The organism is Aromatoleum evansii, from assembly GCF_045689615.1.
GTDB classification, from domain to species: Bacteria; Pseudomonadota; Gammaproteobacteria; order Burkholderiales; family Rhodocyclaceae; genus Aromatoleum; species Aromatoleum evansii.
In genome coordinates, this window is sequence record NZ_CP141259.1 from 4,040,745 (window position 1) to 4,066,600 (window position 25,856).

At 67.1% G+C, this 25,856-nt stretch carries 24 protein-coding genes; 9 read left to right on the plus strand and 15 right to left on the minus strand.

The annotated features are described in order from the left end of the window. Positions 1–45: 45 nt before the first annotated feature. From U5817_RS18895 to U5817_RS18910, 4 genes are all read right to left on the minus strand, one after another. Positions 46–774: an amino acid ABC transporter ATP-binding protein gene (locus U5817_RS18895; RefSeq protein WP_169130628.1), complete on the minus strand. Its 729-nt coding sequence runs from the start codon at positions 772–774 to the stop codon at positions 46–48. Positions 775–822: 48 nt separating this feature from the next. Next, positions 823–1,512, minus strand: coding sequence for a glutamate/aspartate ABC transporter permease GltK (gene gltK / locus U5817_RS18900; RefSeq protein ID WP_169130626.1), 690 nt, complete (start codon positions 1,510–1,512; stop codon positions 823–825). 1 nt (position 1,513) lies between these two features. Beyond that, positions 1,514–2,251: an amino acid ABC transporter permease gene (locus U5817_RS18905; RefSeq protein WP_169130624.1), complete on the minus strand. Its 738-nt coding sequence runs from the start codon at positions 2,249–2,251 to the stop codon at positions 1,514–1,516. Positions 2,252–2,428: 177 nt separating this feature from the next. Next, positions 2,429–3,337, minus strand: a complete 909-nt coding sequence (locus U5817_RS18910; RefSeq protein WP_407278426.1) for a glutamate/aspartate ABC transporter substrate-binding protein — start codon at positions 3,335–3,337, stop codon at positions 2,429–2,431. Positions 3,338–3,656: 319 nt separating this feature from the next. Here U5817_RS18910 and U5817_RS18915 point away from each other — a divergent pair, with 319 nt between their 5' ends. After that, the gene (locus tag U5817_RS18915; RefSeq protein ID WP_407278427.1) at positions 3,657–4,526 is read left to right on the plus strand and encodes an alpha/beta hydrolase; all 870 of its coding nucleotides are present in this window, start codon (positions 3,657–3,659) and stop codon (positions 4,524–4,526) included. Here U5817_RS18915 and puuE read toward each other — a convergent pair. The 4 genes from puuE to U5817_RS18935 form a co-directional block, all read right to left on the minus strand. Further along, on the minus strand, positions 4,508–5,443 hold the full coding sequence (gene puuE / locus U5817_RS18920) for an allantoinase PuuE (RefSeq protein ID WP_407278428.1): 936 nt from the start codon (positions 5,441–5,443) through the stop codon (positions 4,508–4,510). The two genes, U5817_RS18915 and puuE, sit on opposite strands and share 19 nt — an antisense overlap. Before the next feature lie 14 nt (positions 5,444–5,457). Continuing rightward, positions 5,458–6,846: an NCS1 family transporter gene (locus tag U5817_RS18925; RefSeq protein WP_407278429.1), complete on the minus strand. Its 1,389-nt coding sequence runs from the start codon at positions 6,844–6,846 to the stop codon at positions 5,458–5,460. Positions 6,847–6,913: 67 nt separating this feature from the next. Beyond that, positions 6,914–7,645: an aspartate/glutamate racemase family protein gene (locus tag U5817_RS18930; RefSeq protein WP_169130620.1), complete on the minus strand. Its 732-nt coding sequence runs from the start codon at positions 7,643–7,645 to the stop codon at positions 6,914–6,916. A gap of 35 nt (positions 7,646–7,680) precedes the next feature. Further along, on the minus strand, positions 7,681–8,433 hold the full coding sequence (locus U5817_RS18935; RefSeq protein ID WP_169130618.1) for a GntR family transcriptional regulator: 753 nt from the start codon (positions 8,431–8,433) through the stop codon (positions 7,681–7,683). A 354-nt stretch (positions 8,434–8,787) separates the two neighbouring features. Here U5817_RS18935 and U5817_RS18940 point away from each other — a divergent pair, with 354 nt between their 5' ends. From U5817_RS18940 to U5817_RS18950, 3 genes are all read left to right on the plus strand, one after another. Beyond that, complete coding sequence (locus U5817_RS18940; protein WP_407278430.1) at positions 8,788–10,254, plus strand: NCS1 family nucleobase:cation symporter-1; 1,467 nt, start codon at positions 8,788–8,790, stop codon at positions 10,252–10,254. A gap of 76 nt (positions 10,255–10,330) precedes the next feature. Then, the gene (gene alc, locus U5817_RS18945; RefSeq protein ID WP_407278431.1) at positions 10,331–11,365 is read left to right on the plus strand and encodes an allantoicase; all 1,035 of its coding nucleotides are present in this window, start codon (positions 10,331–10,333) and stop codon (positions 11,363–11,365) included. Beyond that, positions 11,362–11,871 (plus strand): ureidoglycolate lyase, encoded by a 510-nt coding sequence (locus U5817_RS18950; RefSeq protein WP_407278432.1) that lies wholly within the window; start codon positions 11,362–11,364, stop codon positions 11,869–11,871. The genes alc (U5817_RS18945) and U5817_RS18950 overlap by 4 nt, the downstream gene beginning before the upstream one ends. Before the next feature lie 101 nt (positions 11,872–11,972). Here U5817_RS18950 and U5817_RS18955 read toward each other — a convergent pair whose 3' ends face one another. Continuing rightward, the gene (locus tag U5817_RS18955) at positions 11,973–12,830 is read right to left on the minus strand and encodes a class I SAM-dependent methyltransferase (RefSeq protein ID WP_407278433.1); all 858 of its coding nucleotides are present in this window, start codon (positions 12,828–12,830) and stop codon (positions 11,973–11,975) included. Between the two features lie 185 nt (positions 12,831–13,015). On the opposite strand from U5817_RS18955, the gene U5817_RS18960 reads away from it, so the two are divergent. Then, positions 13,016–14,026, plus strand: a complete 1,011-nt coding sequence (locus U5817_RS18960; RefSeq protein WP_407278434.1) for an AraC family transcriptional regulator — start codon at positions 13,016–13,018, stop codon at positions 14,024–14,026. 66 nt (positions 14,027–14,092) lie between these two features. Here the strand turns inward: U5817_RS18960 and U5817_RS18965 are convergent, their stop codons facing one another. Beyond that, positions 14,093–14,755 carry a GntR family transcriptional regulator gene (locus U5817_RS18965; RefSeq protein WP_407278435.1) on the minus strand — a complete coding sequence of 221 codons (663 nt, stop codon included), beginning with the start codon at positions 14,753–14,755 and terminating at the stop codon, positions 14,093–14,095. Positions 14,756–15,045: 290 nt separating this feature from the next. On the opposite strand from U5817_RS18965, the gene U5817_RS18970 reads away from it, so the two are divergent. From U5817_RS18970 to U5817_RS18985, 4 genes are all read left to right on the plus strand, one after another. Continuing rightward, positions 15,046–16,419: a C4-dicarboxylate transporter DctA gene (locus U5817_RS18970; RefSeq protein ID WP_407278436.1), complete on the plus strand. Its 1,374-nt coding sequence runs from the start codon at positions 15,046–15,048 to the stop codon at positions 16,417–16,419. 78 nt (positions 16,420–16,497) lie between these two features. After that, a complete protein-coding gene (alc, locus tag U5817_RS18975) occupies positions 16,498–17,532 on the plus strand; it encodes an allantoicase (RefSeq protein ID WP_407278437.1) in 1,035 nt (344 codons plus the stop codon). Continuing rightward, positions 17,529–18,062, plus strand: coding sequence for an ureidoglycolate lyase (locus U5817_RS18980; RefSeq protein WP_407278438.1), 534 nt, complete (start codon positions 17,529–17,531; stop codon positions 18,060–18,062). The genes alc (U5817_RS18975) and U5817_RS18980 overlap by 4 nt, the downstream gene beginning before the upstream one ends. A gap of 196 nt (positions 18,063–18,258) precedes the next feature. After that, positions 18,259–18,774 carry an AmiS/UreI family transporter gene (locus U5817_RS18985; RefSeq protein WP_407278439.1) on the plus strand — a complete coding sequence of 172 codons (516 nt, stop codon included), beginning with the start codon at positions 18,259–18,261 and terminating at the stop codon, positions 18,772–18,774. Positions 18,775–18,796: 22 nt separating this feature from the next. Here the strand turns inward: U5817_RS18985 and U5817_RS18990 are convergent, their stop codons facing one another. From U5817_RS18990 to U5817_RS19010, 5 genes are all read right to left on the minus strand, one after another. Beyond that, positions 18,797–19,144: a GFA family protein gene (locus U5817_RS18990; RefSeq protein ID WP_407278440.1), complete on the minus strand. Its 348-nt coding sequence runs from the start codon at positions 19,142–19,144 to the stop codon at positions 18,797–18,799. Between the two features lie 43 nt (positions 19,145–19,187). Beyond that, on the minus strand, positions 19,188–19,832 hold the full coding sequence (locus U5817_RS18995) for a glutathione S-transferase (RefSeq protein ID WP_407278441.1): 645 nt from the start codon (positions 19,830–19,832) through the stop codon (positions 19,188–19,190). A 45-nt stretch (positions 19,833–19,877) separates the two neighbouring features. After that, positions 19,878–20,468 carry a hemerythrin domain-containing protein gene (locus tag U5817_RS19000; protein ID WP_339380069.1) on the minus strand — a complete coding sequence of 197 codons (591 nt, stop codon included), beginning with the start codon at positions 20,466–20,468 and terminating at the stop codon, positions 19,878–19,880. A 201-nt stretch (positions 20,469–20,669) separates the two neighbouring features. After that, a complete protein-coding gene (locus U5817_RS19005) occupies positions 20,670–24,188 on the minus strand; it encodes a WD40 repeat domain-containing protein (protein ID WP_407278442.1) in 3,519 nt (1,172 codons plus the stop codon). Continuing rightward, positions 24,185–25,735, minus strand: a complete 1,551-nt coding sequence (locus U5817_RS19010; protein WP_246262355.1) for an SIR2 family protein — start codon at positions 25,733–25,735, stop codon at positions 24,185–24,187. The genes U5817_RS19005 and U5817_RS19010 overlap by 4 nt, the downstream gene beginning before the upstream one ends. Positions 25,736–25,856 lie beyond the last annotated feature (121 nt).

Consider the following 25,856-nt stretch of genomic DNA (forward strand, 5'->3'; position numbering starts at 1 on the left):
CAAGTTCAGTGCGGCTGGCGAATCCCCGCCTCGTGCCGCCAAACCTCAGTGCTGGAGGATCTTCGCGAGGAACTGCTGCGCACGCTCAGAACGCGGGTTCGCGAAGAAGGCTTCCTTGCTGTCGTCCTCGACGATCCTGCCGTGGTCCATGAAGATCACGCGGTGCGCGACGCGCTTCGCGAAGCCCATCTCATGCGTGACGCACATCATCGTCATGCCTTCCTGCGCCAGCTCAGTCATGACGTCGAGGACCTCGTTGATCATCTCGGGGTCGAGCGCCGAGGTGGGCTCGTCGAACAGCATGCAGATCGGGTCCATCGCGAGCGCACGGGCGATCGCGACGCGCTGCTGCTGGCCGCCCGAGAGCTGGCCGGGGAACTTGTGTGCGTGCGCCTTGAGGCCGACGCGGTCGAGGAAGTACAGGCCCTTTTCCGCCGCCTCGTCCTTGTCGCGCTTGAGCACCTTGACCTGCGCGAGCGTCAGGTTGTCGCGGATCGTCATGTGCGGGAACAGCTCGAAGTGCTGGAACACCATGCCGACATGCGAACGCAGCTTGGAGAGGTTGGTCTTGGGCGAGCCGACCGAGGTGCCGTTCACGTGGATCTGGCCGTCCTGGAAGGGCTCGAGGCCATTCACGCACTTGATGAGGGTGGATTTGCCGGAACCGGAGGGGCCGCACACGACGACCACCTCGCCCTTATTGACGTGGGTGCTGCAATCGGTGAGGACCTGGAAGTTGCCGTAATGCTTGCTGACCTTGTCGATCGTGATCATGACGATATCCTTGAATGCGTAGCTGTTCGGTAGAGGACGCGACGGCGCTCAGGCGCGCTGCAGGCGGCGCTGGAAGTGGCGCACGCCCTGCGAGGCCGCGAAGCACAGGACGAAATAGACGGCACCGGCGAAGAGCACCAGCTCCACGAGCCGGCCGTCGCGGTCGCCCACCTTGTAGGCCGCGCCGAAGAAATCGGCGAGCGCCGACACATAGACGAGCGAGGTGTCCTGGAACAGGATGATCGCCTGCGTCAGGAGCAGCGGCACCATGTTGCGGAAGGCCTGCGGCAGCACGACGTGCAGCATGGCCTGCGGGTAGCTCATGCCCAGCGCGTGGGCGGCGGCGAGCTGGCCCTTGGGCACGGACTGGATGCCGGCGCGGATGATCTCGGCGTAATAGGCGGACTCGAACAGCGCGAAGCCGATCATCGCGGAGGCGAGGCGCACGTCGGAGCCCGGCGGCAGGCCAAGGAAGCTCTCGAGGAACTTCGGCACGATGAGGAAGAACCACAGCAGCACCATCACCAGCGGGATGGCGCGGAAAAGGTTCACGTAGCCGGCCGCGGCCCACGCGAGCGGCTTGATCGACGACAGGCGCGCCATCGCCAGCAGCGTGCCCCACACGATGCCGGCGACGATCGCCAGCGCGGTGATCTCCAGCGACACCAGCAGGCCCTGGCCGAGGAAGTTCAGCGAGCCGGGGATCGACGACCAGTCGAATTCGTAGGAACCGAACATTTCACTTGCCTCCGAGGTAACCGGGGACGCGCACGAGGACTTCCACCTTGCGCATCAGGAGCATCACGACGACGTTGATCATCAGGTAGGCGACCGTCACCGCGACGAAGGACTCGTAGGGCTGCGCGGTGTAATCGACCAGCTGGCGGCCCTGCGCGGCGAGTTCGAGCAGCCCGATCGTCGAGCACACCGCGGAGTTCTTGAACACGTTGAGGAACTCGGACGTCAGCGGCGGCACGACCAGGCGGAAGGCCATCGGCAGCATCACGTGGCGGTAGGTCTGCGGCAGCGTGAGACCCAGCGCGAGGCCGGCGTTCTTCTGCCCGCGCGGCAGGGCGTTGATGCCCGAGCGCACCTGCTCGGCGACGCGCGCACTGGTGAAGAAGCCCAGGCACACCATCGCCGCGACGAACTGCTGCGCGATCGGGTTCAGCGCCTTGAAGGCGTCGCCGGCCGCAGTCGGCAGCATTTCGGGCAGCACGAAGTACCAGAAGAAGAGCTGCACCAGCAGCGGGATGTTGCGGAACATCTCGACGTAGGCTGTCGCGCCGAAGGCCAGCCCGCGATGCGGCACGGTGCGCAGCACGCCGACCACCGCGCCCAGCAGCAGCGCGATCATCCACGCCGACAGCGACAGCGACAGCGTCGTCTGCAGGCCGGCGATCATCCAGTCCAGGTAGGTGCCGTCATTGACCGCGCTCGGGAGCAGAAACACGCCCCAATTCCATTGGTATTCCATGCAAGACTCCAGAAACGTCGGAGGGGAAGGCCCCGGCGGATGCGGCGGGCGCAGCCGGCCTCCGGCGCGCAAGACGCCAGCGGCGGAGAGGCTTCAGGGGCGGAAGCCGGGAACGGGAGTTCCGGCTTCCGCTTCAGGCGGCAGCCGGCCCGTTCGCCGGCCGGGCCTGGCGGGCGATCACTCGAACGGGCGGTCGTTCGGCTCCTTGAAGAGCTTCTTCATCGCGTCGGAGATCGGAAAGCCGAGGTTGATGTTCTTCGGCGGGATCGCCGCAAGGAACCACTTGTTGTAGATTGCCTCGGCCTCGCCGGAGGTCATCGTCTTCGCGATCGCGGCATCGACCACCTTCTTGAAGGCCGGATCGTCCTTGGCCATCATGCAGCCGTAGGCTTCATACGACTGAGGCGTGCCGGTGATCGCCCAGTCGCCGGGGCGCTTGGCCTTCGCCAGTTCGCCGTAGAGCAGCGCGTCGTCCATCATGAAGGCGACTGCGCGGCCGGTTTCCAGCGTCAGGAAGGATTCGCCGTGGTCCTTGGCGCTGATGATGTTCATGCCGAGCTTCTTTTCCTCGTTCATCCTGCGCAGCAGGCGCTCCGAGGTCGTGCCGGCGGTCGTCACGACGTTCTTGCCGGCGAGCTGCTCGAAGTCCGTCACGCCCGACTCCTTCTTCGTCATCAGGCGCGTGCCGACGATGAAGAGGGTGTTCGAGAAGGCGACCTGCTTGGCGCGCTCGGAGTTGTTCGTCGTGGAGCCGCACTCGATCGTGACGGTGCCGTTCTGCACCAGCGGGATCCGGTTCTGCGAGGTGACCGGCATCATGCGCACCTGCAGGTTGGGCATCTTCAGCTCGGCTTTGATGGCGTCGACGACCTTCAGCATCATCTCCTGCGAATAGCCGACCACCTGCTGGTTCTGGTCGTAGTAGGAGAACGGAATCGAGGATTCGCGGTGGCCGAGCGTGATCGTGCCGGTCTCCTTGATCTTCTGCAGCGTGTTGGCCTGCGCGACGGCGGGCACGAGGGCGACGGCGCCGGCGGTGATCAGGGCGGCCAGGGTGGCATTCAGGGGCTTGCGCAGCTGCATCATGTCTCCTTTGGTATGGCGGGATAAATAATCCCGATGGCCATATCCATTGCAGACGGCGTGCCAGCTTTTTTGCTGCGGCGCGCAAGGCTCGCAGCCCTTGAAATGCGCAACGAGCCGATCGCCGCGTTGTGCATACCCGTTCGGAAATCCGAACCTCACCCCTTTGGTGCATTCGGTTTTCCGAACACCACCCGGGTTCGACGACGGCATCCGATGAGCGCCCCGGCGTCATCCCGCTTGCGCCCGAATTGTGCTGCACACCCCAACCATGAGACCGTGAACCGATTTCCGAGACCTCGGGGAGCCAGCCATTACGCTCGTGACCGCCCTCCTCCTTCTCGCCGGTACCACAGCCGTACTCGTCACCCTGCGTGCCGTGGTGCATTACGCGATACGGGCGAGCCTCGCCGCGCCACGCCTCCGCGAGACGGAGACCCCGGCGGCCCGAGGCCTCGCCTTCGAGACGGTACGCATCCCGACCACGAACGGCAGGCTGCTTCACGCCTGGCTGATCCCCGCCGAGGCGGCGGGCCGCGCACCCGCCGTCGTGATCGTGCACGGCTGGGGCGGCAACGCGCAGATGATGCTGCCGCTGGCCGGCCCGTTGCATCGTGCCGGCTTCGCGACGCTGCTCATCGATGCACGCTGCCACGGACTCTCGGACGCCGACAGCTTCGCCTCGCTACCGCGCTTCGCGGAAGACGCGAGCCACGCCTGCGACTGGCTCGCAGGCCGTGCGGAGATCGACCCGCAGCGCATCGCGTTGCTGGGCCACTCCGTCGGCGCCGGCGCCGTCCTCCTTGCCGCCTCACGCCGTGACGACGTTGCGGCGGTGGTCAGCGTCGCGGCCTTCGCACACCCGCAGGAGATGATGAACCGCTGGCTCGCCGGCAGGCACGTGCCGGGAATCGTCGCGCGCTACATCCTCGGCCATGTGGAGCGCACCATCGCGCACCGGTTCGACGACATTGCCCCGCTGCGCAGCATCACCCGGCTGGACTGCCCCGTGCTGCTGGTGCATGGCGAGCAGGATACGGTCGTCCCCCCGGCCGACGCCCGCCGGATCCTCGCCGCCGCCCGCCCGGGCACCGTCGAGCTCCTGAGCCTGCCCGGCGATCACGAGTCCTTCGTCGACATGGAACGCGAGATCGCGGGCGTCGTGGCCTTTCTTCAGCGCGCCGGGCTGTAGGGGTGATGCTCACGCCAGTGGCGCGCGACATCGACGCGGCGGCATACCCACACGCGGTCGTGCTTCTCGATGTGGTCGAGGAAGCGCTGCAGCGCGCGGAAGCGAGCCGGACGGCCGAGCAGGCGGCAGTGCATGCCGACCGACATCATCGCGGGGCGCTCGTCGCCTTCGGCATACATGACGTCGAAGGCGTCGCGCAGGTATTCGAAGAACTCGTCGCCGTGCGAGAAGCCCTGCGGCAGCGCGAAACGCATGTCGTTGGTGTCGAGCGTGTAGGGGACGATCAGTTGCGGCACGGTGTCGCCGTCGGTCTTCTTCACCTCCATCCAGAACGGCAGGTCGTCGCCGTAGTAGTCGGAGTCGTACAGGAAGCCGCCGTAGTCGGCGACGAGGCGGTGCGTGTTGGGGGAGTCGCGGCCCGTATACCAGCCCAGCGCGCGCTCGCCGGTCATGCGCTCGATGATCTCCATGCCGATGCGCATGTGCTCGCGCTCGGTGGCCTCGTCGACGTTCTGGTAGTGGATCCAGCGCCAGCCGTGGCAGGCGATCTCGTGGCCCAGTTCGCGGAAGGCGGCGGTCACTTCGGGGTGGCGCTGCAGCGCCATCGACACGCCAAAGATCGTCAACGGCAGTCCGCGGCGCTCGAACTCGCGCAGGAAGCGCCACACCCCGACGCGCGAGCCGTACTCGTAGATGCCTTCCATCGACAGGTGGCGATCGGGGATCGCGGGCGGGTTGAAGAGTTCGGACAGGAACTGCTCGCTGCCGGGGTCGCCGTGCAGCACGCAGTTCTCGCCGCCTTCCTCGTAGTTCAGCACGAACTGCACCGCGACGCGCGCACGGCCGGGCCAGTTCGCGTGGGGCGGGTTGCGGCCGTAGCCGACGAGGTCGCGGGGGTAGTCCGGATCGATCTTCATTGCGTTCACCTTGTTCAGTTGTCGCGGAAGCGCTTGCACGCGTCCCAGTGGTTCATCAGCAGCCAGTACGTCAGCCCTGCCGGCAGCAGGCTCGCGTACCACGACACCGCCGGGAAGCTCAGCGCCGTGGCCGCACCCACCGCCGTCGCGACGATGCCGGCCCAGTTCACGCCGCGGTAGGGGCCTTCGGCGTCGTAGAAATGCTGCAGGTTCAGCATGCGGCGGCGCAGGATGTAGTAGTCGACCACCAGCACCGCGAAGATCGGGCCGAGGAAGGCGGAGTAGGTCTGCACGAAGACCTGCAGTCCGCCCGCCGATTCGTCCTTCACCAGCACCCAGGGGAAGGTCGCGAAGGCGAGCAGCCCCACCAGCACGGCGGACTTGCGGAAGGACAGCTTGAACACGTCCATCAGCACATAGGCGGGCGGCACGACGTTGTTGAGCACGTTGGTCGTGACCTGCGCGAAGGCGATGAAGAGCAGCGTGATCACCAGCAGCGGCTTGTTGTCGACGGCGCTGGAGAACACCTTGATCGGATCGGCGGTGCCGGTCGCCCCGGACACCATCAGGCCGATCAGGCCCATGAAGAGCGTCGCCGGCAGGATGCTCATGGAGTAGATCGTGGTCAGCGTGCGCGGCTTCACGTCCTTGTGCAGTTCGCGCGAGTAGTCGCTGACGTTGAGCATCATGGTGCTGTAGATGCCGAGGAAGAGCATCGTCGCGCCCCAGAACGGCAGGCCCCAGGTGCCTTCGATGCCGGTGATCTTCGCGTCGATCGCGCCGCCGAACTTGGTGATCACCGCGTAGAACATGTAGATCAACGCGAACAGGATGAAGCCGCTGCCGATGTTCTCCAGCCACTTGATGCCGTGGAAGCCGTAGACCGACAGGCCGATCTGCACCGCCTGGAAGGCGATGAACCACACGACGAGGTTGTCGTAGCCGAACATCGTGGCGGACACCGCGTTGAGCGCGCCGGCCCCGATCCAGCTCTGGAAGCCGAACCACACGACGGCCGGCACCGCGCGCACGAAGCCCGGGAAGCGCGTACCGCCGAAGCCGAAGGCGCTCCTCGCCTGGACCATGAAGGGGATGCCATACTTGTGGCCGGCCGCGCCGTTGATCGCGAGTGCAATGCCGATCACGAAGCAGCCGATCGCGATCGCGGTCGCCGCCTGCAGCATGTTGAGCTGGCCGACGAGGCTCGAGCCCATCGCGAAGGTGCCGATCGACACGCAGCCGCCGAGCCAGGCCAGGAGGTAGGACCAGCGGTCCATGATGCGCGTCTGCTGCGGTGCGAGCGATTCCTCGCCGGCCGCCTTGTGCTGCGACGCGTCGGGAGCCACGGCCCCGACGCCCGCGCCCAGTCCGGGCGCAACCATCTTCTGTTGTGCAACAGCCATTTCTGTCTCCTTCGATGTGGTCCGGGCGCCTCTTTGCGGGCGTCTCGGCTGCGGGGCTGGGGGTGCGTCAGGAACTCAGGTGTTCGAACCTCCCGGTGAAGCGCTTCGGCGGCGGGAAGGCGAGGTCGCCGAACTTGCTGGTGCCGAGCTTCAAGCTCGCGAGCGTCTCGGCGAGCTTCACCGCGGCGGTGACGCCTTCGACGATGGGCAGCCCGACCGCATCGCGGATCTCGTCGGCGAGGTCGGCCATGCCGCCGCAGCCGAGAACGATCGCGCCGATGTTGTCTTCGTCCTTGGCGCGGCGGCATTCATCGACGATGCGGTTCAGCGCGCAGGCCCCGTCGTCCTCGAGGTCCAGCACCGGGATCTCGGCCGCGCGCACGCGCCGGCAGTGGTGCGCGAAGCCGTAGGACTGCAGCAGGTGCTCGGCGATGATGCCGGTGCGCGACAGGGTCGTGACGATGGAAAAGCGCGTGCTGATCATCGTCGCCAGATGGAAGGCGGCTTCCGCGATGCCGAGCACCGGGGCGCGGGTAAGCTCGCGCGCGGCGAGCAGGCCCGGATCGCCGAAACACGCGATCACGTAAGCGTCCGTCCCCTCCCGCTCGCCCTTGCGCACCTCGTCGGCGACGCCAACGGCGCTGATCGCCTCGTCGAAGTGGCTCTCGATCGACACCGGGCCGCTGTCCGGGTTGGTCGCGACGATGCGCGTGCCCGGCGCGGCCACGCGCTGGGCCGAGATGCCGATCTTCTCGGTCATGCTGCGGGTGGTGTTGGGGTTGATGACGCGTATCAGCATTGCTGTCTCCTTCCTTGTAATAAGGGAGAACGTCCTCAGCGCAGCTTGGGGCGGCGCTGGGCGACCTCCTCGAGAATCTTCTTCAGGTCCGACGGGGCGGGTTCTTCCTCGACCAACACCACGGTGCGCTCGACGTCGCGCAGGTGGCGGTCCATCCAGCGCGTCGCGCCGTCCACATCGCCGCCGGCGATGATCTCGATCACGTCGTCGTGCTCGGAATGGCGGCAGCTCGCGGTCTGCGGCGAGCCGTAGGTGGCGATGACGAGCGAGGAGCGCGACACGAGCTGGGTCAGGAAGTCGGTCAGGGTCTCGTTGCCCGACAGGCGCATCAGTTCGACGTGGAAGGCGCCCGACAGGTAGATCGACTCGCGCCAGTCGCCGCGGTCCTGCGCGGCATGCTCGCGGCGCACCAGGTCGCGCAGCGTTTCGAGCGCGGTCGGCGTCGCCTTGGCGACGACTTGCGGGATCGCGCCGCATTCGATAATGCGCCGTGCGGAAAAGATGTCACGCGCCTCGCCCACCGAAGGCTGGGCGACCGAGGCGCCACGGTTCAGGCGCACATCGACGAGGCGCTCGTGCGCGAGCCGCTGCAGCACCTTGCGGATGCTGGTGCGGCTGACGCCGTAGGTTTCCGCCAGCGTGTCCTCGGGCAGCTTGGTGCCGGGCGCGAGGTGGTTCTCGACGATTGCGACGAACAGATTGCGGTAGATCGCCTCGTCACGGCCGTTGCCGCCGAGCCCCTCGTCGGCGCGCGCACTTCCCAGTTCGGCAGATGCTCGTTTTCCCATCATTGTCTCCATGCACGGGCAGGACGCGTCCTGCCCGTCGTTAAACACATCCTAGAATCACTTTGGACACAATTCAATATTTTTTTGTATCCACAACTCGTCAATCAGTACAAACAAGCTCGCTCGCGCGCCCGGCCTGTTGTTACATCTTTCAGAAGCCCACATCCACCCGCATCCTCCGGCGAAGTAATAGAAACTTCTTGACTTCTCCGATTGGATACACTTTTATATCAACACGGATACAGTTAATGGGCGCATAAGAGAAATTATACGTTCCGGGCTCAACGGCTGTAGGACCGCACAATCCACAAAGGTAGCCGCCGCGGAACACACCGCGGCCATGAGGAGACAAGCATGTCAGAGCACCTGCCGGCGGGTTACAGCGACCGCCTGTATAACGAGGACCTCGGTCCGCTGAAAGACAAGAACTGGAACTGGTACAACATCTTCGCGTTCTGGATGTCCGACGTGCACAGCGTCGGTGGATACGTTTTCGCCGGCAGTTTGTTCGCACTCGGACTCACGAGCTGGCAGGTGCTCGTGTCCCTGATCATCGGTATTTGTCTCGTCAACCTCTTCTGCAACTGGGTCGCCCGTCCCAGCCAGCAGGCCGGCATCCCCTACCCCGTCGCGTGCCGCCTGGCCTTCGGCGTATGGGGCGCGAACGTACCGGCCATCATCCGCGGCCTGATCGCGGTGGCGTGGTACGGCATCCAGACCTTCCTCGCCTCGTCCGCGCTCACGATCGTGCTGCTGCGCTTCTTCCCGGGGCTGGAGAGCCTCGCGCATGACAGCTTCGCGGGCCTCTCGTATCTCGGCTGGCTGGGCTTCTCCATCATGTGGGTGCTGCAGGCGATCGTGTTCTGGCACGGCATGGAAGCGATCAAGCGCTTCATCGACTGGGCCGGCCCCGCCGTCTATGTCGTGATGTTCATCCTCGCCGGCTGGATCATCTGGAAGGCCGGCCCCGAGAACATCAGTCTGAACCTCGGCGAAGTGAAGTACGAAGGCTGGTCCGCACTCGGCCCGATGATCACCGCGATCGCGCTGGTGGTGTCCTACTTCTCCGGCCCGATGCTCAACTTCGGCGACTTCTCCCGCTACGGCAAGACCTTCGACGAAGTGAAGCGCGGCAACTTCTGGGGCCTGCCGGTGAACTTCCTGGCCTTCTCGGTCGTCACCGTCGTCATCACCTCGGGCACGATCCCGGTGTTCGGCCACATGATCACCGACCCGATCGAGACCGTGAGCAAGATCGACAACACGATGGCCGCCGTGCTGGGCGCCTTCACCTTCGTCACCGCCACGATCGGCATCAACATCGTCGCCAACTTCGTGTCGCCGGCCTTCGACTTCTCCAACGTCGCGCCCAAGCACATCAGCTTCCGCACCGGCGGCTTCATCGCCGCGGTCGGCTCGATCTTCATCACGCCGTGGAACCTGTTCAACTCGCCGGAAGTGATCCACTACACGCTCGACATGCTCGCTGCCTTCATCGGCCCGCTGTTCGGCATCCTGCTGGTGGACTTCTACCTCGTGCGCAACAAGAAGATCGTCGTCGATGACCTCTACAGCGACAAGCCGGGCGGCGCCTACTGGTACGACAACGGGGTGAACAAGCGCGCGATGTGGGCGCTGGCCCCGGCCGTGCTGGTCGGTGTCGCGATCACGCTGTCGGGCACGAAGGTGCTGGCCGACTTCAACTGGTTCATCGGCTGCGCGCTGGGCGCCCTGTTCTACCACCTCGCGATGAAGGGCCAGAGCGTGTCCGAAGGCGAACTGGAGATCGCACCGCGCCTCGCCACCGAATCCGCATCCTGACGCAGCACGCTGCGGGCGCCCGGCCACCGGCGCGCCCGCAGCTCCGCCAACCTCAAACCAAGCAGAGAGACATCCGATGAGTCACAACACCGGCAGCATCCGCATCGCCGAACCCGCCGTCCTGCCCGACTGGGCCCTGCGTTCGGTCGATCTCGCCAACCCGCGCATCGGCGCCAAGGCGCTGTATGCCTCCGACGACTTCTTCGCCGAAGTCTCGCGCATGCTCAACCCCGAACCCGCCCAGTTCATCCCCGGCAAGTACGACGACAACGGCAAGTGGATGGACGGCTGGGAAACGCGCAGGAAGCGCAGCACCGGCCACGACTGGTGTTTCGTGAAACTCGGGCGCAAGGGCACCATCCGCGGCTTCGACGTCGATACCAGCCACTTCACCGGCAACTACGCCCCGGCCGTGTCGATCGAGGCCACCGTGTGCGACTCGGACGACACCGCCGCCTTGAAGGACGCGAAGTGGGTCGAGATCCTCCCCTCGACCTCGCTCTCCGGCAACAGCCATCACCTGCTGCGCGCGAACTCCGACGCCGCCTTCACCCACCTGCGTGTAAACATCTATCCCGACGGCGGCATCGCGCGCCTGCGCGTGTATGGCCAGCCGGTGGGCGTGTTCGAGGGGCGCGGTGACGAGCTCGTCGACCTCGTTGCGCTGGAAAACGGCGGCCGCCCGGTGGCGTGGAACGACGCCCACTTCGGTACCGCCGCCAACCTGATCCTGCCCGGGCGCGGCATCAACATGGGCGACGGCTGGGAAACCCGCCGCCGCCGCGAACCCGGCAACGACTGGTGCATCCTGCAGCTCGGCGCCGCCGGCACCATCGAGAAGATCGAGGTCGACACCGCCCACTTCAAAGGCAACTACCCCGACCGCTGCTCCATCCAGGCCGCCTTCGTCGAGGGCGGCACCGACCAGTCCCTGATCACCCAGAGCATGTTCTGGCCCGTGCTGCTGCCCGAACAGAAGCTGTCGATGGACGCGATCCACAGCTTCTCCGAACAGATCGCGAAGATGGGCCCCGTCACCCATGTCCGCCTCAACATCATCCCGGACGGCGGCGTCTCGCGCCTGCGTCTGTGGGGGAGAGTGAAAAAATGAGCGAAACCCTGATCCGCCTCACCGTCGAGCCGCTGACCGCAGAAGCCTTTGCGCCCTTCGGCGACGTGATCGCCACCGCGGACGCGCAACGCCACTTCACCATCAACGGCGGCAACACCGAGCGCTACCACGACCTCGCGCACATCGACCCGGGGCCCGACGGCCGCGCGATCGTGTCGATCTTCCGCGGCCAGCCCCGGCGCCTGCCCTTCACGGTGGAGATGATGGAACGCCACCCGCTCGGCAGCCAGGCCTTCGTGCCCTTGTCGGATGCGCCCTATCTCGTCGTCGTCGCCCCGACGGGCGACACGCCAGGCATCCAGGACCTGCGGGTGTTCCTCGCGCGCGGCGACCAGGGGGTCAATTACGCGCGCGGCGTATGGCACCACCCGCTGCTCGCGCTCGACGGCGTGTCGGACTTCCTCGTGATCGACCGGGCAGGCGAAGGACCGAACTGCGACGAAGTCCGGCTCGACGAGGCCGGCGTCATCGAACTGGGGCGCTGATCCCCCTCCCCCCGCGCGAGCTCCCGATCGCGCAGCGGGCGCCGGCCCCACGAGGACCGGCGCCCGCCACTTCATCTCGCGACGCACACGCGGCGTTCTCGTCAGTGCCGCGTGATCACCACCTCCAGATATTCGCCCGGCACGACCAGCGAGTCCGGTCCGCCGACGTTGCGCGACTCCAGCAGGCGCGTGAGATCGGCCTGGAAGCGCGCCTGCCCGGCCTCGTCGAGCGCCGCAAAGGCCTTGTGCGTGGGCCCGTAGTAGCGGCGGAAGACGTCGATCCAATGCTGCGGCGAACGGTAGCGAAAATTGAAGATGCGCCGCGTGCAGCGGATGTCCGCCGCCTGGTGGCCGAAGAACTCCACGAGCGCGCTTTCGTCGCCCCAGCGGGTGGGCGGACGCAGCCCGGCCGGGGGCGGCACGTGGGCGCCGACGACGCGGAAGAGTTCGCCGATGAAACCCTCGGGGGTCCATGCGGCGAGACCGATGCGCCCGCCGTGGCGCACGACGCGCGCCAGTTCGGTCGCGGTGCGCTGATGGTCCGGCGCGAACATCGCGCCGAAGGTGGACAGCACGACGTCGAACTCGCCGTCGGCGAAAGGCAGCGCTTCGACGTCCGCGACCTGGAAGCGCACCGGCAGGCCTTCCGCTCGGGCGCGCGCGGCGCCCTTTTCCAGGAGTTCGGGCACGTAGTCGGTCGAGGTCACGTCGGCGAAGCGGCGTGCCGCAGCCAGCGTGGCATTGCCATTGCCGGCCGCGACGTCGAGCACGCGCTCGCCGGCGCGCAGGTCGGCCGCTTCGGCGAGCGACTCGCCGACGACCTGCAGCATCACGCCGATCACGGCGTAGTCGCCGCTCGCCCAGGTGGCCTGCTGCCGGGTCTTGATCGCGGCGAAATCGGGTTGCGCTGCGGGGGTCGCGGACGGTGCGGCGACGCAGGAAGCAAGCGGTGCGTTCATGGTGAGTCTCCTGTCGGTGGGCTGGAATCTGGGGCTCTGCGGCCCCGTGTCGGGACGGCTTGACGCGCATCCCGACGAGCCCATTCTTTCGCCGCGCGCATTTCGATGCTTCACTGAGAGTCGTGCAAACTTGCTCGCGCGTCCGGCTTTGCACATGCCCTGCCCCCGCCCAGCGGTCCATCGCCATGAGTCAAGACACGCTCTCCGCCCTCCTTCGCTGCGTGCGCCTGCGCGGCGCGGTGTTCTACTACGTCAGCTGCTGGGAGGACTGGGCCGCGGAAGCGCCGCCTGCGCGCGAGATCGCGCCTGCGGTGCTACCCGGCGCCGAACACGTGATCGAGTTCCACATGGTCGCACGCGGTGCCGGCTGGGCCGCGGTCAGCGGGCTGCCACCCGCGCGCCTGGAAACGGGCGACATCGTGATGTTCCCGCAGGGCGACGCGCACGTGATGTCGAGCGCGCCGGGCGTCGCGCCGGCACGCATCGAGCCGGACTGGGTGTTCGCGACGCGCAACGATCCGCGGCCGATGCCCGTCGCCTATCACCGCGGCGTGCGCGAACCGGGCGCGCCGGCGCCGGTCGGCGACGCGGACACGATCCTCGTGTGCGGCTTCCTCGGCTGCGACCTGCGCCCCTTCAACCCGCTGGTTGCCGCATTGCCGCGCCTGCTGCACCTGCCCGCGGCGCGTGCCGGCGACTGGGTCGCGCGCGTGATCGACCAGGCCGCGCGCGAATCGACCGAGCGCCGCCCCGGCTCCGACGTCGTGCTGGAGCGCCTCGCGGAGATGATGTTCGTCGACACCGCGCGGCGCTACCTCGAAGGCCTGCCGGACGACGCGACCGGCTGGCTCGCCGGCCTGCGCGACCGCTACGTCGGACGCGCGCTCGCGCTGCTGCACGAGCGCCCCGACCGCCCGTGGACGATCGACGAACTCGGGCGCGAGGTGGGGCTCTCGCGCTCGGCCCTGCACGAGCGCTTCATGCAGCTCCTCGCCGAGCCGCCGATGCACTACCTGGCGAACTGGCGCATCCAGCTCGGCTCGCGCCTGCTGCGCGAGTCGAACCGCACGGTGGCGGCGATCGCGCAGGAGGTCGGCTACGAGTCGGAGGCCACATTCTCGCGCGCGTTCAAGCGCCTGGTCGGCCTGCCGCCCGCCACCTGGCGCCGGCGCGTGTCGGCCGCGCAGGACGCATAGCGCGCCTGCGCCCAGCGTCGGCGCCCGGTCGGCAGGCGATCAGCAACGTCCATTCGCCCTACGGGTTCAGACGAAGATCCCCCACCAGCGCAGGGTCTGGTTGAAATGCTGACGCACCGCTTCCGCCGCCGCCTGTTCGTCGCCACCGATGACCGCTTCGATGATCACCAGATGCTCCTCCATCGCCGGCACGATGCGGTCCGGCAGCAGCGGCCGCGAATGCTGCATAACGGAGATGCGGTCGCGGTTCTGCGCGTAGATCGCGCGCACGGTCGCGTTGCCGAGTGACTCGGAAAGCATGCCGTGCAGCGCCCAGTCCACGGCCATCGCCTCGCGCTGGAGCGACGCCGTGATGCCATTGCGCGCCGCGTCGAGCAGGCGCAGGTGCACCTCGCGCAGTTCGCTCAGGCGCTTGCCATCCCCCCGCCGCACCAGTCGCCGCGCGCCCTCCTGGTCGAAGATCAGGCGCAGATCGAAGTATTCGCGGATCAGATCGGGCGTCGCTTCCATCACCGCGACACCGCGCTTGGGCAGCACGTTGAGCAGCCCCGCCGACTCCGCGCGCTTGACCGCCTCGCGCACCGGCGCGAGCGGCAGGTCGACCATGCGCGCGAGATCCGGCATCGACACGAACTGACCGGCGCGCAGCTGGCCGCCGGTGAGCATCGCCTTCAGCGCATTGAAGGCCTTTTCGGCAAGCAGCAAACCTTCCCCGTCCGGCATGTTCATACGTCTGCCCTCTCGATGATTCCCCAAATGGTACACAGGTGCCGCAACAGCGGATATGTCGGCTGGCATGCGAGAGCGTTCCATAAAGAAATTTTTATTGACGGATAAGTGACACGCTATCTAACATGTCAGTACACATTTGAGAACGCATCCGCGGTGGGCACATCGATCCCGTGACCGCTAGCCGGATGGCCGAAGCTCCGGGACACCCACACCAAAGGCCCGGGACGACACGGCGCAAGAGCGGCTGCAGCGACGCAGCCACCGCATCCCGGTTTGCGAGGTGAACCATGCACAAACGTTTTCACAAAACCCTGTTCGGCCAGGTGGTCATCGCCCTGATCCTTGGCGTCGTCGTCGGCTTCGTATGGCCCGAGTTCTCGGTCCAGCTCAAGCCCCTGGGCGACGGATTCATCAAACTGATCAAGATGATCATCGCCCCCCTCGTCTTCTGCGTCGTCGTGCACGGCATCTGCAGCACCGGCGACCTGAAGAAGGTCGGCCGCGTCGGCGTCAAGGCGGTCGTGTATTTCGAGATCGTCACGACCTTCGCGCTCGCCTTGGGCATCCTGCTCGCCTATGTGCTGCAGCCCGGCGTCGGCATGAACGTCGACCCGAAATCGCTCGACGCCTCGGCGATGAGCGGCCTCACCGAGCGCGTGCATCAGGCGACCAGCACCGTCGACTTCCTGATGAAGATCATCCCCGCGACCTTCATCGACGCCTTCGCCAAGGGCGACATCCTGCAAGTGCTGCTGATCGCGATCCTGTTCGGCTGCGCCGTCGCCGCCCTGGGCGAACGCGGCAAGCCGGTGACCGCCGCAATCGACAGCCTCGCGCACGTGTTCTTCAAGGTGATCGGCTTCATCGTCAAGCTCGCCCCGCTCGGCGTGCTCGGCGCCATCGCCTTCACGGTCGGCAAGTACGGCATCGGCTCGCTCAAGCAGCTCGGCATGCTGGTCGCCCTGTTCTACGTCACCTGCGCGATCTTCGTCGTCGGCGTGCTCGGTTTCATCCTGCGCCTCGCCGGCTTCAACATCTTCAAGCTGCTGCGCTACCTGCGCGAGGAACTGCTGGTCGTGCTCGGCACCGCCTCGTCCGACTCCGTGCTGCCGCAGGTGATGCGGAAGCTCGAGCTCATGGGCATCAAGGACTCGACCGTCGGTCTCGTGATCCCCACCGGCTACTCCTTCAACCTCGACGGCTTCTCGATCTACCTCACGCTCGCCGCAGTCTTCATCGCCCAGGCCACCAACACCCCGCTGTCGACGGTCGATCTGCTCACCATCCTCGCGATCTCGCTCGTGACCTCGAAGGGCGCGCACGGCGTGCCCGGTTCGGCGATCGTGATCCTCGCCGCGACGCTTTCCGCGATTCCCGCGATCCCGGCCATCGGCCTCGTGCTGGTGCTGTCCGTCGACTGGTTCATGGGCATGGCCCGCGCGCTCACCAACATGATCGGCAACTGCGTCGCGACCGTCGTCGTCGGCGTGTGGGAGAAGGACATCGACCGCCAGCGCGCGAACAAGGTGCTCGACGGCGAGATCATCATCGACGTGAACGCGCTGGCCGGCACGCCCGCGCCGCACGCAACCGTTCCCGGCCCGCTCGCCGCTGAAGCCCTGCCGGTCGAACCGCTCGCCGCCGGCGCCCGTGGCGCCTGAGAAATCCGCAAACCGAAGAGTGCTCCCGGCCCGCACGGCGGGAGCACCGCATACCCCAACCCCGACAAGGAACACACCATGAGTCACAACACCGGCAGCATCCGCATCGCCGAACCCGCCGTCCTGCCCGACTGGGCCCTGCGTTCGGTCGACCTCGCCAACCCGCGCATCGGCGCCAAGGCGCTGTATGCCTCCGACGACTTCTTCGCCGAAGTCTCCCGCATGCTCAACCCCGAACCCGCTCAGTTCATCCCCGGCAAGTACGACGACAACGGCAAATGGATGGACGGCTGGGAGACCCGCCGCAAGCGCAGCACCGGCCACGACTGGTGCTTCGTCAAACTGGGCCGCAAGGGCACGATCCGCGGTTTCGACGTCGACACCAGCCACTTCACCGGCAACTACGCCCCGGCCGTGTCGATCGAGGCCACCGTGTGCGACACCGACGACACCGCCGCCTTGAAGGACGCGAAGTGGGTCGAGATCCTGCCCTCGACCTCGCTCTCCGGCAACAGCCATCACCTGCTGCGCGCGAACTCCGACGCCGCCTTCACCCACCTGCGTGTGAACATCTACCCCGACGGCGGCATCGCCCGCCTGCGCGTGTATGGCCAGCCGGTGGGCGTGTTCGAAGGAACGGGCGATGCGCTCGTCGACCTGGTCGCGCTGGAGAACGGCGGTCGCCCGGTCGCGTGGAACGACGCCCACTTCGGCACTGCTTCCAACCTGATCCTGCCCGGGCGCGGCATCAACATGGGCGACGGCTGGGAAACCCGCCGCCGCCGCGAGCCCGGCAACGACTGGTGCATCCTGCAGCTCGGCGCCGCCGGCACCATCGAGAAGATCGAGGTCGACACCGCCCACTTCAAGGGCAACTACCCCGACCGCTGCTCCATCCAGGCCGCCTTCGTCGAGGGCGGCACCGACCAGTCGTTGATCACCCAGAGCATGTTCTGGCCCGTGCTGCTGCCCGAACAGAAGTTGTCGATGGACGCGATCCACGCCTTCACCGAGCAGATCGCCAAAATTGGCCCCGTCACCCACGTCCGCCTCAACATCATCCCGGACGGCGGCGTCTCGCGCCTGCGGCTGTGGGGCAAGGTGGCGCGATGAACGCACTGCCCTTGCGGGCGGAGGTGCCGGCGTCACGGCACATCGTCGCCGAGCCGCTGACGCCCGAGGCCTTCGCGCCCTTCGGCGACGTCATCGAGGCCGGCGACGCGGTGCGGCAGTTCCCGATCAACGGCGGCAACACGATGCGCTACCACGACCTCGCGAAGATCGACCCCGGCCCGGACGGGCACGCCATCGTGTCGATCTTCCGTGGCGAGCCTCGCGCCCTGCCCTTCGCGGTGGAGATGATGGAACGCCACCCGCTCGGCAGCCAGGCCTTCGTGCCGATGTCGGGCCGACCCTACCTCGTCGTCGTCGCCCCCGCGGGCGCCCCGCCGACGGCACGGGACCTGCGCGCCTTCATCGCGCGCGGCGACCAGGGCGTCAACTATGCGCGCGGCGTGTGGCATCATCCGCTCCTCGCGCTGGACGGCGTCTCGGACTTCGTTGTCATCGACCGCGCAGGCAACGGCCACAACTGCGACGAAGTGACACTCGCCGAAACTGTGCTGATCGATCTGGATCGCTAAGGCCCGCAATCAGTGCCGTCGAGCACTTCCCGACGCAGCCGGGGACGTACGGGGTGTTCGCGGCGCGGCGAGGACTGTCTGAGCGGACAGCGCGGAAGCGCGCTGTACCGCGAGTTCCGCAGCCGCAGAGCGAATACCCCGTGCGGCCCCGGCGGATTAGCGGCACCGTTCACAACCCCCAACCTTACTCTCCACCATGCTTCTCGGCCTTGCCCTCTTCTACGTCGGCGCAGTACTCATCCTCAACGGCCTGTGGATGCTCGGCCGCATCGGCGACCGCGAAATCCCCGTGATCAACTTCTTCGCCGGCGGCATCACCCTGCTCGTCGCGCTCAAGCTCGCCTTCGGCGAAGGCGCCGACGCCGCCTCGATCAAGGCCGCTGCCTTCTCGCTGCTGTTCTCCTTCACCTACCTGTGGGTCGCCATCAACCGCCACAATGGCGCCGACGGCCGTGGGCTGGGCTGGTTCAGCCTGTTTGTCGCCATCACCGCCGTCCCCGTCGCCATCGACACGCTTGCCGGCGCGCACACCGGCTGGGACCTGTGGCTCGGCGCCTCGTGGGCCGCCTGGAGCGTGCTGTGGCTGCTGTTCTTCCTGCTCCTCGCGCTGCAGAAGCCCCTCACCCGCGTCACCGCGTGGACCGCCATCGTCCAGGGCATCTTCACCGGCTGGCTGCCCGGCTACCTCCTGCTCAACGGCACGATCCGCTGAAGAACGCCGACGGGCAAGCCGATTATCGCGAGCGCCCGTCGAAATGCTTCACCGGCAGCGAGGCAAGCTTCACGCCTTCGAGGCAGCGCACGTTGATCGCCGCCATCGCGTGCCCCTGCGGATCCGTGCCTTCGCCGAAGGGGTGGATGCCGCAGGTCGGGCAGAAGCGATGCTTGATCGTGTGCGTGTTGAACGTGTAGGTGCTCATGTTCTCCTCCGGCGTCAGCAGGCGCAGCTTGTCGCGCGGAACGAACCACATCAGCACCCCCTTGCGCGTGCAGATCGAGCAGTTGCAATCCATGACCTGCGTGAGTTCGCCTTCGACTTCGAAGGCGATCCGGCCGCAGTGGCAGCTCCCCTTGTAGATCATCGCCTGATCTCCCGTGACCGAGATTGAACCGATGCGATCCGATTCACACCGCGTCGCGCGCCTGGTAGATTCCAGCCCCGTGAGGCGCGGCGCGGAACTCGGGCAAGGTTTCAGCCTGAGCCGAGTACGCCGCGAGGGTCGGAAAATCCGCGAGCGGCACGACGTCCGACACCATCTGCTGCGCGAAGTGCCACGCGATCGCCGTCGTCACGCCCGCCTGGTCGATCGTTTCGCTCGTGGCCGCGAGCGGCCGCCGCTTCAACTCCTGCTCCAATGCAGCGAAGGCAGCGAGCAACTGTCCCGACACGCGCTCGACCCACGGTCCGTGCTGTTTCTCGGGCGGACGCTGGCCCCGCTCGTAGATGATCTGCACGCTCTTCTCGCACGCCGCCAGCGCGAGTCCGATCACGCGCAGCGCGTGCTGCAGTTCCGGGAGGGACGCGGGCATCAGGCTGCGTGCGGGTCGCGCAAGGGCTTCCGCGTACTCCAGAATCAGCGTGGAATCCATCAGCACCTCGCCATCATCGCAGATGAAGGTCGGCGCCTTGACGACAGGATTGATCTGGCGGAACTGGTCGAAGGTGCGGAACACCGACAAGGACTGATGTTCGAAGCGCAGCCCCAGCAGTTGCAGGGAAACCGCGACGCGGCGGACGTAGGGTGAATCGAGCATGCCGATCAGCTTCATAGCCACTCCTCGAGTACGAATCGATCCAGGCTGACGAGAGGGGCCTCACGCCGCAGGAAGGTACATCGGATAGAGGATCTCCTCCTCCCGCCGGATGCGGCTTACCAAGGCTTTGCCGATCGCGGCGAGATCCTGCCGGAAAGGCCCCGCGAGTTCCGGGTGCTGCCCCAGCTCCTTGTACTTCCCCAGGAAGTCGACCACGGCGCGGCCAATGACGTCCATCTCGTGTCGGAACTCGCGCATCATGCGGTGACTGACTGCGTCCCCCCGCAGGAAATGCTCCAGATAGACATAGAGCCGGACGTTTTCCTTGAGCAGGTGATCCATCAGCGCGGCTCGGAACTCGTCCAGCCGGCTCCGCACGACATCGAGCCGCCCACCGTCGAGGGCGGCAGCGATGGCCGAATGAATCTCCAGCAGGGCCACGTGATCCCGCATCAGCGCGGGGACCAGGCCCGGATCGTGCCGGATCTGGGTGCCCGGCGCCGCGGCCCCCGTCGGCGGACTGGCCGGCACCTGGACCGGCACTTCCCCGGATGATTCCCCGGCTGCCGCCGCGGCCGGCGCAGCCCCCTTGAATCTGCCGAACAGCTTGTCGAGTAGGAACATCTTGCCCCTCTGCGAAACAATGGTCATCCGCCAACTCGAGCGCGGCCGGATTCCTGCGTCTGCACCGGGACCTCACGGATACGGGATTCGAACCGCCGAGCGATCCAAAAAGCATACACGGCCTTCATGGCGGGTTCTACCATGCTCGGATCATGGGAATTGGGCACCCCCGTGCGTCGCGCGTCGGGCAGCGCTCCACGGCGCGATCGGGATGCCGAATTCGGGCCGCTATTCCTCGCCATCCCCGGTCTCTCGCCGGAGTCGCGTCGCCGCAGCGTAGAGCTCGTCGAAGCGCAGCAGGGACACGTGGAAGGTCTTGTCGCTGCTGGCCGTCGCCAGACGGGTCCCGTCCGGGCTGAAGGCGAGGTCGCGCACGTCGTTCTTGTGCACGGTGATGGTCTTCGCGAGTTCGAGCCCATCCATGTCGAAGATCCGCACGCCGGCATCGTTGCACGCGACGGCAAGCTGCCGGCCGTCGTGGCTGTACGCGATCGCAGAGCAATAACGAACGCCGTCGATGGTGAAGGTGGCGGCTGGTTCCGCGCCCGGCACGGCGAAGGCGCTGACCGGCCACAGGTACACCCGGCGCTGCACGACCGCGGCGACATGGGTGCCGTCGGGGCTGAAGGCGAGCTCGGCGATCCGCGTCCCGGATGCACGCGCCGTTTCCGACAGCTCGATCGTGCCCACGTTCTGCGCCGAAAAATCCCACAGCCTGAGCTTGCCGTCGTAGCCGCTGGTCGCAAACCGTTCTTCCTTCGGGTGGAAGGCGACCGACGACGCCTGGACGACGCTCTTGCCGGCGTGCGACACGCCCACGGCGGGGAAACCGGCGCCATCCAGCTCATACAGCCACGCGTAGCCGTCGGCGCCCGAGCTCGCGAGCCGCTTGCCGTCGGGGCTGAACGCCAACCCTCGCAGTTGGTCCTTGTGCTTCTGCAGCATCGCCGTCTGGGCGCCGGTCGCCACGTCCCAGAGCCTGACCGTGTTGTCCAGCCCCGCCGTGGCGACCTGCATTCCCCCGGGCGCGAAGGCGACACGGAACACCTGGCCGGTGTGGCCGCGCAACGCATGGACCAGGGTCGGCGAGCCGCCGGACAGGTCCCATATCCTGGCCGTGCGATCGCTGCTGCCGGTCACGAGCAGGCGTCCGTCGGCGTTGAATGCGAGGCTGGTCACGGTCTTGAAGTGCCCCTCGATGTTCCAGAACTTCACCGTCCCGTCGCGACTCGCGGTGGCCACATTGCGACCGTCCGGACTGAACTTGACCGCCTCGACGAAGGAGGTGTGGCCGCCCAGCGTCAACAGGTTTTCGCCGGTTTCGCCGTCCCAGATCCTCGCCGTGGAGTCCCCGGCCGAACTTGCGATGTAGCGGCCGTCCGGGCTCACGGCGACATCCCGCACCCGGTCGCCGTGACCGGCGAGAATGCGCACACTCCAGTCCGGATGCTGTGACAGCTCGGCGCCCGGCGGCGGGTTCGAGCCGCCCACCCGGCCAAGCAGTTGGTCGAGCGTCTCGCCGGCGGGCTCCCACACGCGCACCCAGGCGTCGCGGCTCGCGGTGACCAGGGCCTTGCCGCCCTGCGTGAACGCCACCGCATCGCTCGCCTCGGTGAGCGGTAACCGCAGGATCTCGGCGCCCGTCTTCAGGCTCCACATCCCGGCGGCGGTCCGGGCCCCGTCGCCCCGCTCCACGCAGGCGGTCGCGAGGCAGCAGCCGTCCGGGCTGAAGGCCAACCCCATGACCCACGCGCCGCCCGCATCCAGCGTGGTGAGCGGCACGGTTTCGCCTGCTTCGCCATCGAGATCCCACACCTTGATCACGCGCCCCTTGCGCTCGCCATCGCCGCCCGTCGCCAGGCGCCGGCCGTCCTGGCTGACGGCGAAGGCGCTGTAGATCGGGCTGCCGTGCTCGAATGTGCGGAGCGGCGTCTGCGGCGCATCGAGCGCCCACAGATAGGCCTTTTCATCTGCCGACGTCACGAGCCGGTCGCCCGCGGGCAGGAAGGCGACATTGCGCACCCACTTGTCGTGGGGAAATGAAGCCACGGGCGCTTGCGGGCGACCCTCGGTGATGTTCCACAGCTTGACCATCTTCTCCTGGTCCGCCGTGGCGAGCCGCCGGCCGTCGGGGCTGAAAGCGAGGTCCGACACCGACCGCTTGCTCACCGGCAGGGTCCACACCAGGCGGGAGGCCTGCATCGCCTGGCGCAGGGCGTCCTCCGCGGCGGCCGTCGGCGCCAGGCCGAGCCGGGCGGCGAAGGTCGGCGGCATACCGAAGGGTGCCGTCGCCTCGACCGCCTCGAGTGCGAGGTCGAGCGCACGCCCGGCGTCGAAGGGCGCGATGGAGATCGATTCCGCCGCCTTCTGGTTCGCCTCGGAGCGCCGCTCCTCCCACGACGCATAGATCCAGCCGGTGATTGCGGCGCCGGCCATCGCGCCCAATGCGAACAGCCACTGGCGCAGCGCGCGCTTCGCGGCCTCTTCACGCGCCTTCCTGACCTCTACGGCGCGCCCCTGGTCCGCGACGTAGCGGCGGCGCCAGTCGAGAATCGCCGGGGCGAGCACGTCGTGGAACACCTCGTAGCGCGTCGCGTCCGGACGGTCGGGCACGGCCACGGTGCGCAGGATGCGGTTGCGCGCATCGGTGAGCGCCGCCAGCACGTCGGGCACGCTGGGCGCCAGCTCGCCCGCCCAACTGGTGAGGTCAGCCGCGCTGCAGGCCACCTTGCTCCCGGTCGGGGTGACGAGGCGATCGAAGAAACTGGCGCACACCGCCTGGCTGGTCTCGTCCAGTCGGGCCATCGCGTTGTCGAGGTGCGTGCGGACGATCTCGTTCGCGCCCTTCAGGCGGTCCAGCGTCGCCCGACGCAGCAGGCAGGACTGCGCCTCGCGCTCCTCCTCCCACAGCCGCACCATCACGAGCTGCAGGAAGGGCGCCTCGATGTAGCCATCCTCCGCCTGCCTGCCGCCGCTGCCGCCGTGACGGCCCGCCGACACTTCGCCGATGCGCACCTGACGCAGCAGCTCGTCGATCAACCCCTCCTCGATGTCGACGTGCGGCTGCCCCGGCGCCAGCCTGGCGTTCCACACCTCGAGCGGCTTGCGGATCGCGACGGCGGCCCCGGCCGTATCGAGATGATTCAGCCGCAGGCGGTTGCTCATCAGGTTGTGGATGCGCTCCTGGAAGCGGTCGAGCTTGGAGAGGCTGTCGTCGCGCAATGCGATGAGAAATCCGACATCGACGTCGTCGCGATTCACCGCGCGTGCGAACTGCGCCTCGAAGGAGTTCGGGTCGGTGGACTTGGGGTGGTAGAGGAAGTACTCCTCGAACTGGTCGAACAGCACCAGGACCGGCCCGTGGGCCGCCTCGCCGCAGGCGCGCAGCACTTCGTCGAAGGGCAGCGACTCCGCCGGTTTCGGCTGGTCCGCATGCTGTGCCCACACGGCGTCGATGCAGGCCCGCTTGAGCGCAGACTGGAAGTCGCGGTCCACCCAGTTGCGGAAGACCACGACGGGCGTCTTCGGCCGCTCGCGACGCAACTGCGGAATCACCCCCGCCATCAGCACCGAACTCTTGCCGACGCCGCTCGCGCCGTAAAGAATCGTCAGCGGCGAGGAGAGCAGATTGGAAATGATGACGTGCTGGTCGCGCTCGCGGCCGAAGAAGAACTCGTGGTCGCGCTCCTCGAAGGGCTGCAAGCCCACGTAGGGACAGCGCACCCGTTCGTCGCTGTCCGCGCTCACGGCGTCATCCTCGTGCGCAGGGTGCTGACGAACTCGTCTATCGTCACCTCATAGGGGTAGACCCCGCGCTTCTGCCAGAACTTGAGCTCGAGTTCCGAGAACTGGTCGTCGATGGCCCAGGACTGGATCTCGTCGTCACCCGACGCGGCCGCCCGCTTGGCGAAGAAACGATTGAGGCTCTGCAGGATCGTGCGGAAGCTCCAGTCGCGCAGGCTGTAACCGAGAAACAGCAGGTTGCGGTCGCGGCAATGCGTGGCGAACAGCGCCGGGATCGCCGACTTGCTGGCGATGCGCGACAGCAGCTCGACGTAGTCCGATTCGGTGATCACGAAGCTGTCCCATTCGGACGTCTCGGGCAGGATCGAGCCGTGCATCTTGAAGATCACGGTGGTCGTATCGAGGTCGATATACAGCTCGTTGGGCGCCGGCGTCTGCGGCTGGGTCGCCCCGTGCGGCCACCACAGGACGGCGTTGCCGAGATCCTTCAGCTCGGAATACACGACCAGGTCATACGGCCGCTGTGCGGCGCGGAAGGCCTGCTCGATCAACGTGTCGTAGTTGCTCGTGATGATCAGCAGCGGGCGGGACACCCCCGCCAGGAAGCCATACAAGGAAGGAATGGCGACCCCGCCAAGCGCCTGCGGCGCGAGGATCTGGCGCAGGCGCTCGTGCAGCGCGTCGCGCGTGTGGAAGGCCTCGTAGTACGACGCGACCTCGGCGAGCTGATCGCGCTCCTTCTCCGACGGGAACTCCGTGTCGTCCGCGAGAAACAGCGACAGCTCCGCGCCGCTGGGCAGGAACTTGGGCTCCTGCGGATTCCAGCGCGCATCGACCGGGCGCCCGGAGTGGCTGATGCCGGTGCCGATGATCGGCACGACCATGCCCGAATTCAGGGCCTTGACGATGCGGCCGTACGGAGGCGGCGCCTTGATCCGGGTTGCGCGCACATCCATCTTCCGCGCGGCGAGTTGCTGTTCCACGAAAGCGCGCAGATCGAGCCGCAGGCGGTCGCGGAATTCCTGCGGCGTCTCGTATTCCGCGTAGCTCCCCTTCAGCGAACCATCCGGGTTGCGAAATCGCTCGAAGAACGCCTTTACCCGGCGGAACTGCTGCACCCGCTCGTCGAAATCCGGATCGTCCGGATCACCGAAATCGGGCTTGCCCTTGCGGTGATAGACGAGGATGCAGGGCGGCGGCCGGGCCGCCAGCGCATCCTCGTACTCCCATTCGGTGCCGGACAGATACGGGCTGCCGTCGGGCCGGGTGCAGGTATCGGGCAGCCGCGTGCCGAGCCGCGACCACAGGATGACGATGACGGCGTCGCATTCCGACGGCTTCGCCAGCCCGCGATTGACCGCGTCCTGCGGGCTGAGCGTCGCGGGCATCGACACGGGCGCGGCCGGGTCGTCCCAGCGCATCGCCTCGCAGGTGATCTGGCCGCGCAGCAAGGGGTCCTTCGGCAGCTCCTGCTCGATCACCTGCTGCGCGAAGGTGCGCTCGTCGGCGACATCCCCCGGTGAGGACAGGAAGAAACGGAGATGCAGCATGCCCGCGCCCTCCCCCGGAATACGTTTGTACTAACCTCCAGAATATAGCTCATACCATCGGCTTTGCCGGCTCAGCACATTTTCCTGCCGCGATGCCAATCGGGTTGCCGCGAGGCCGCAC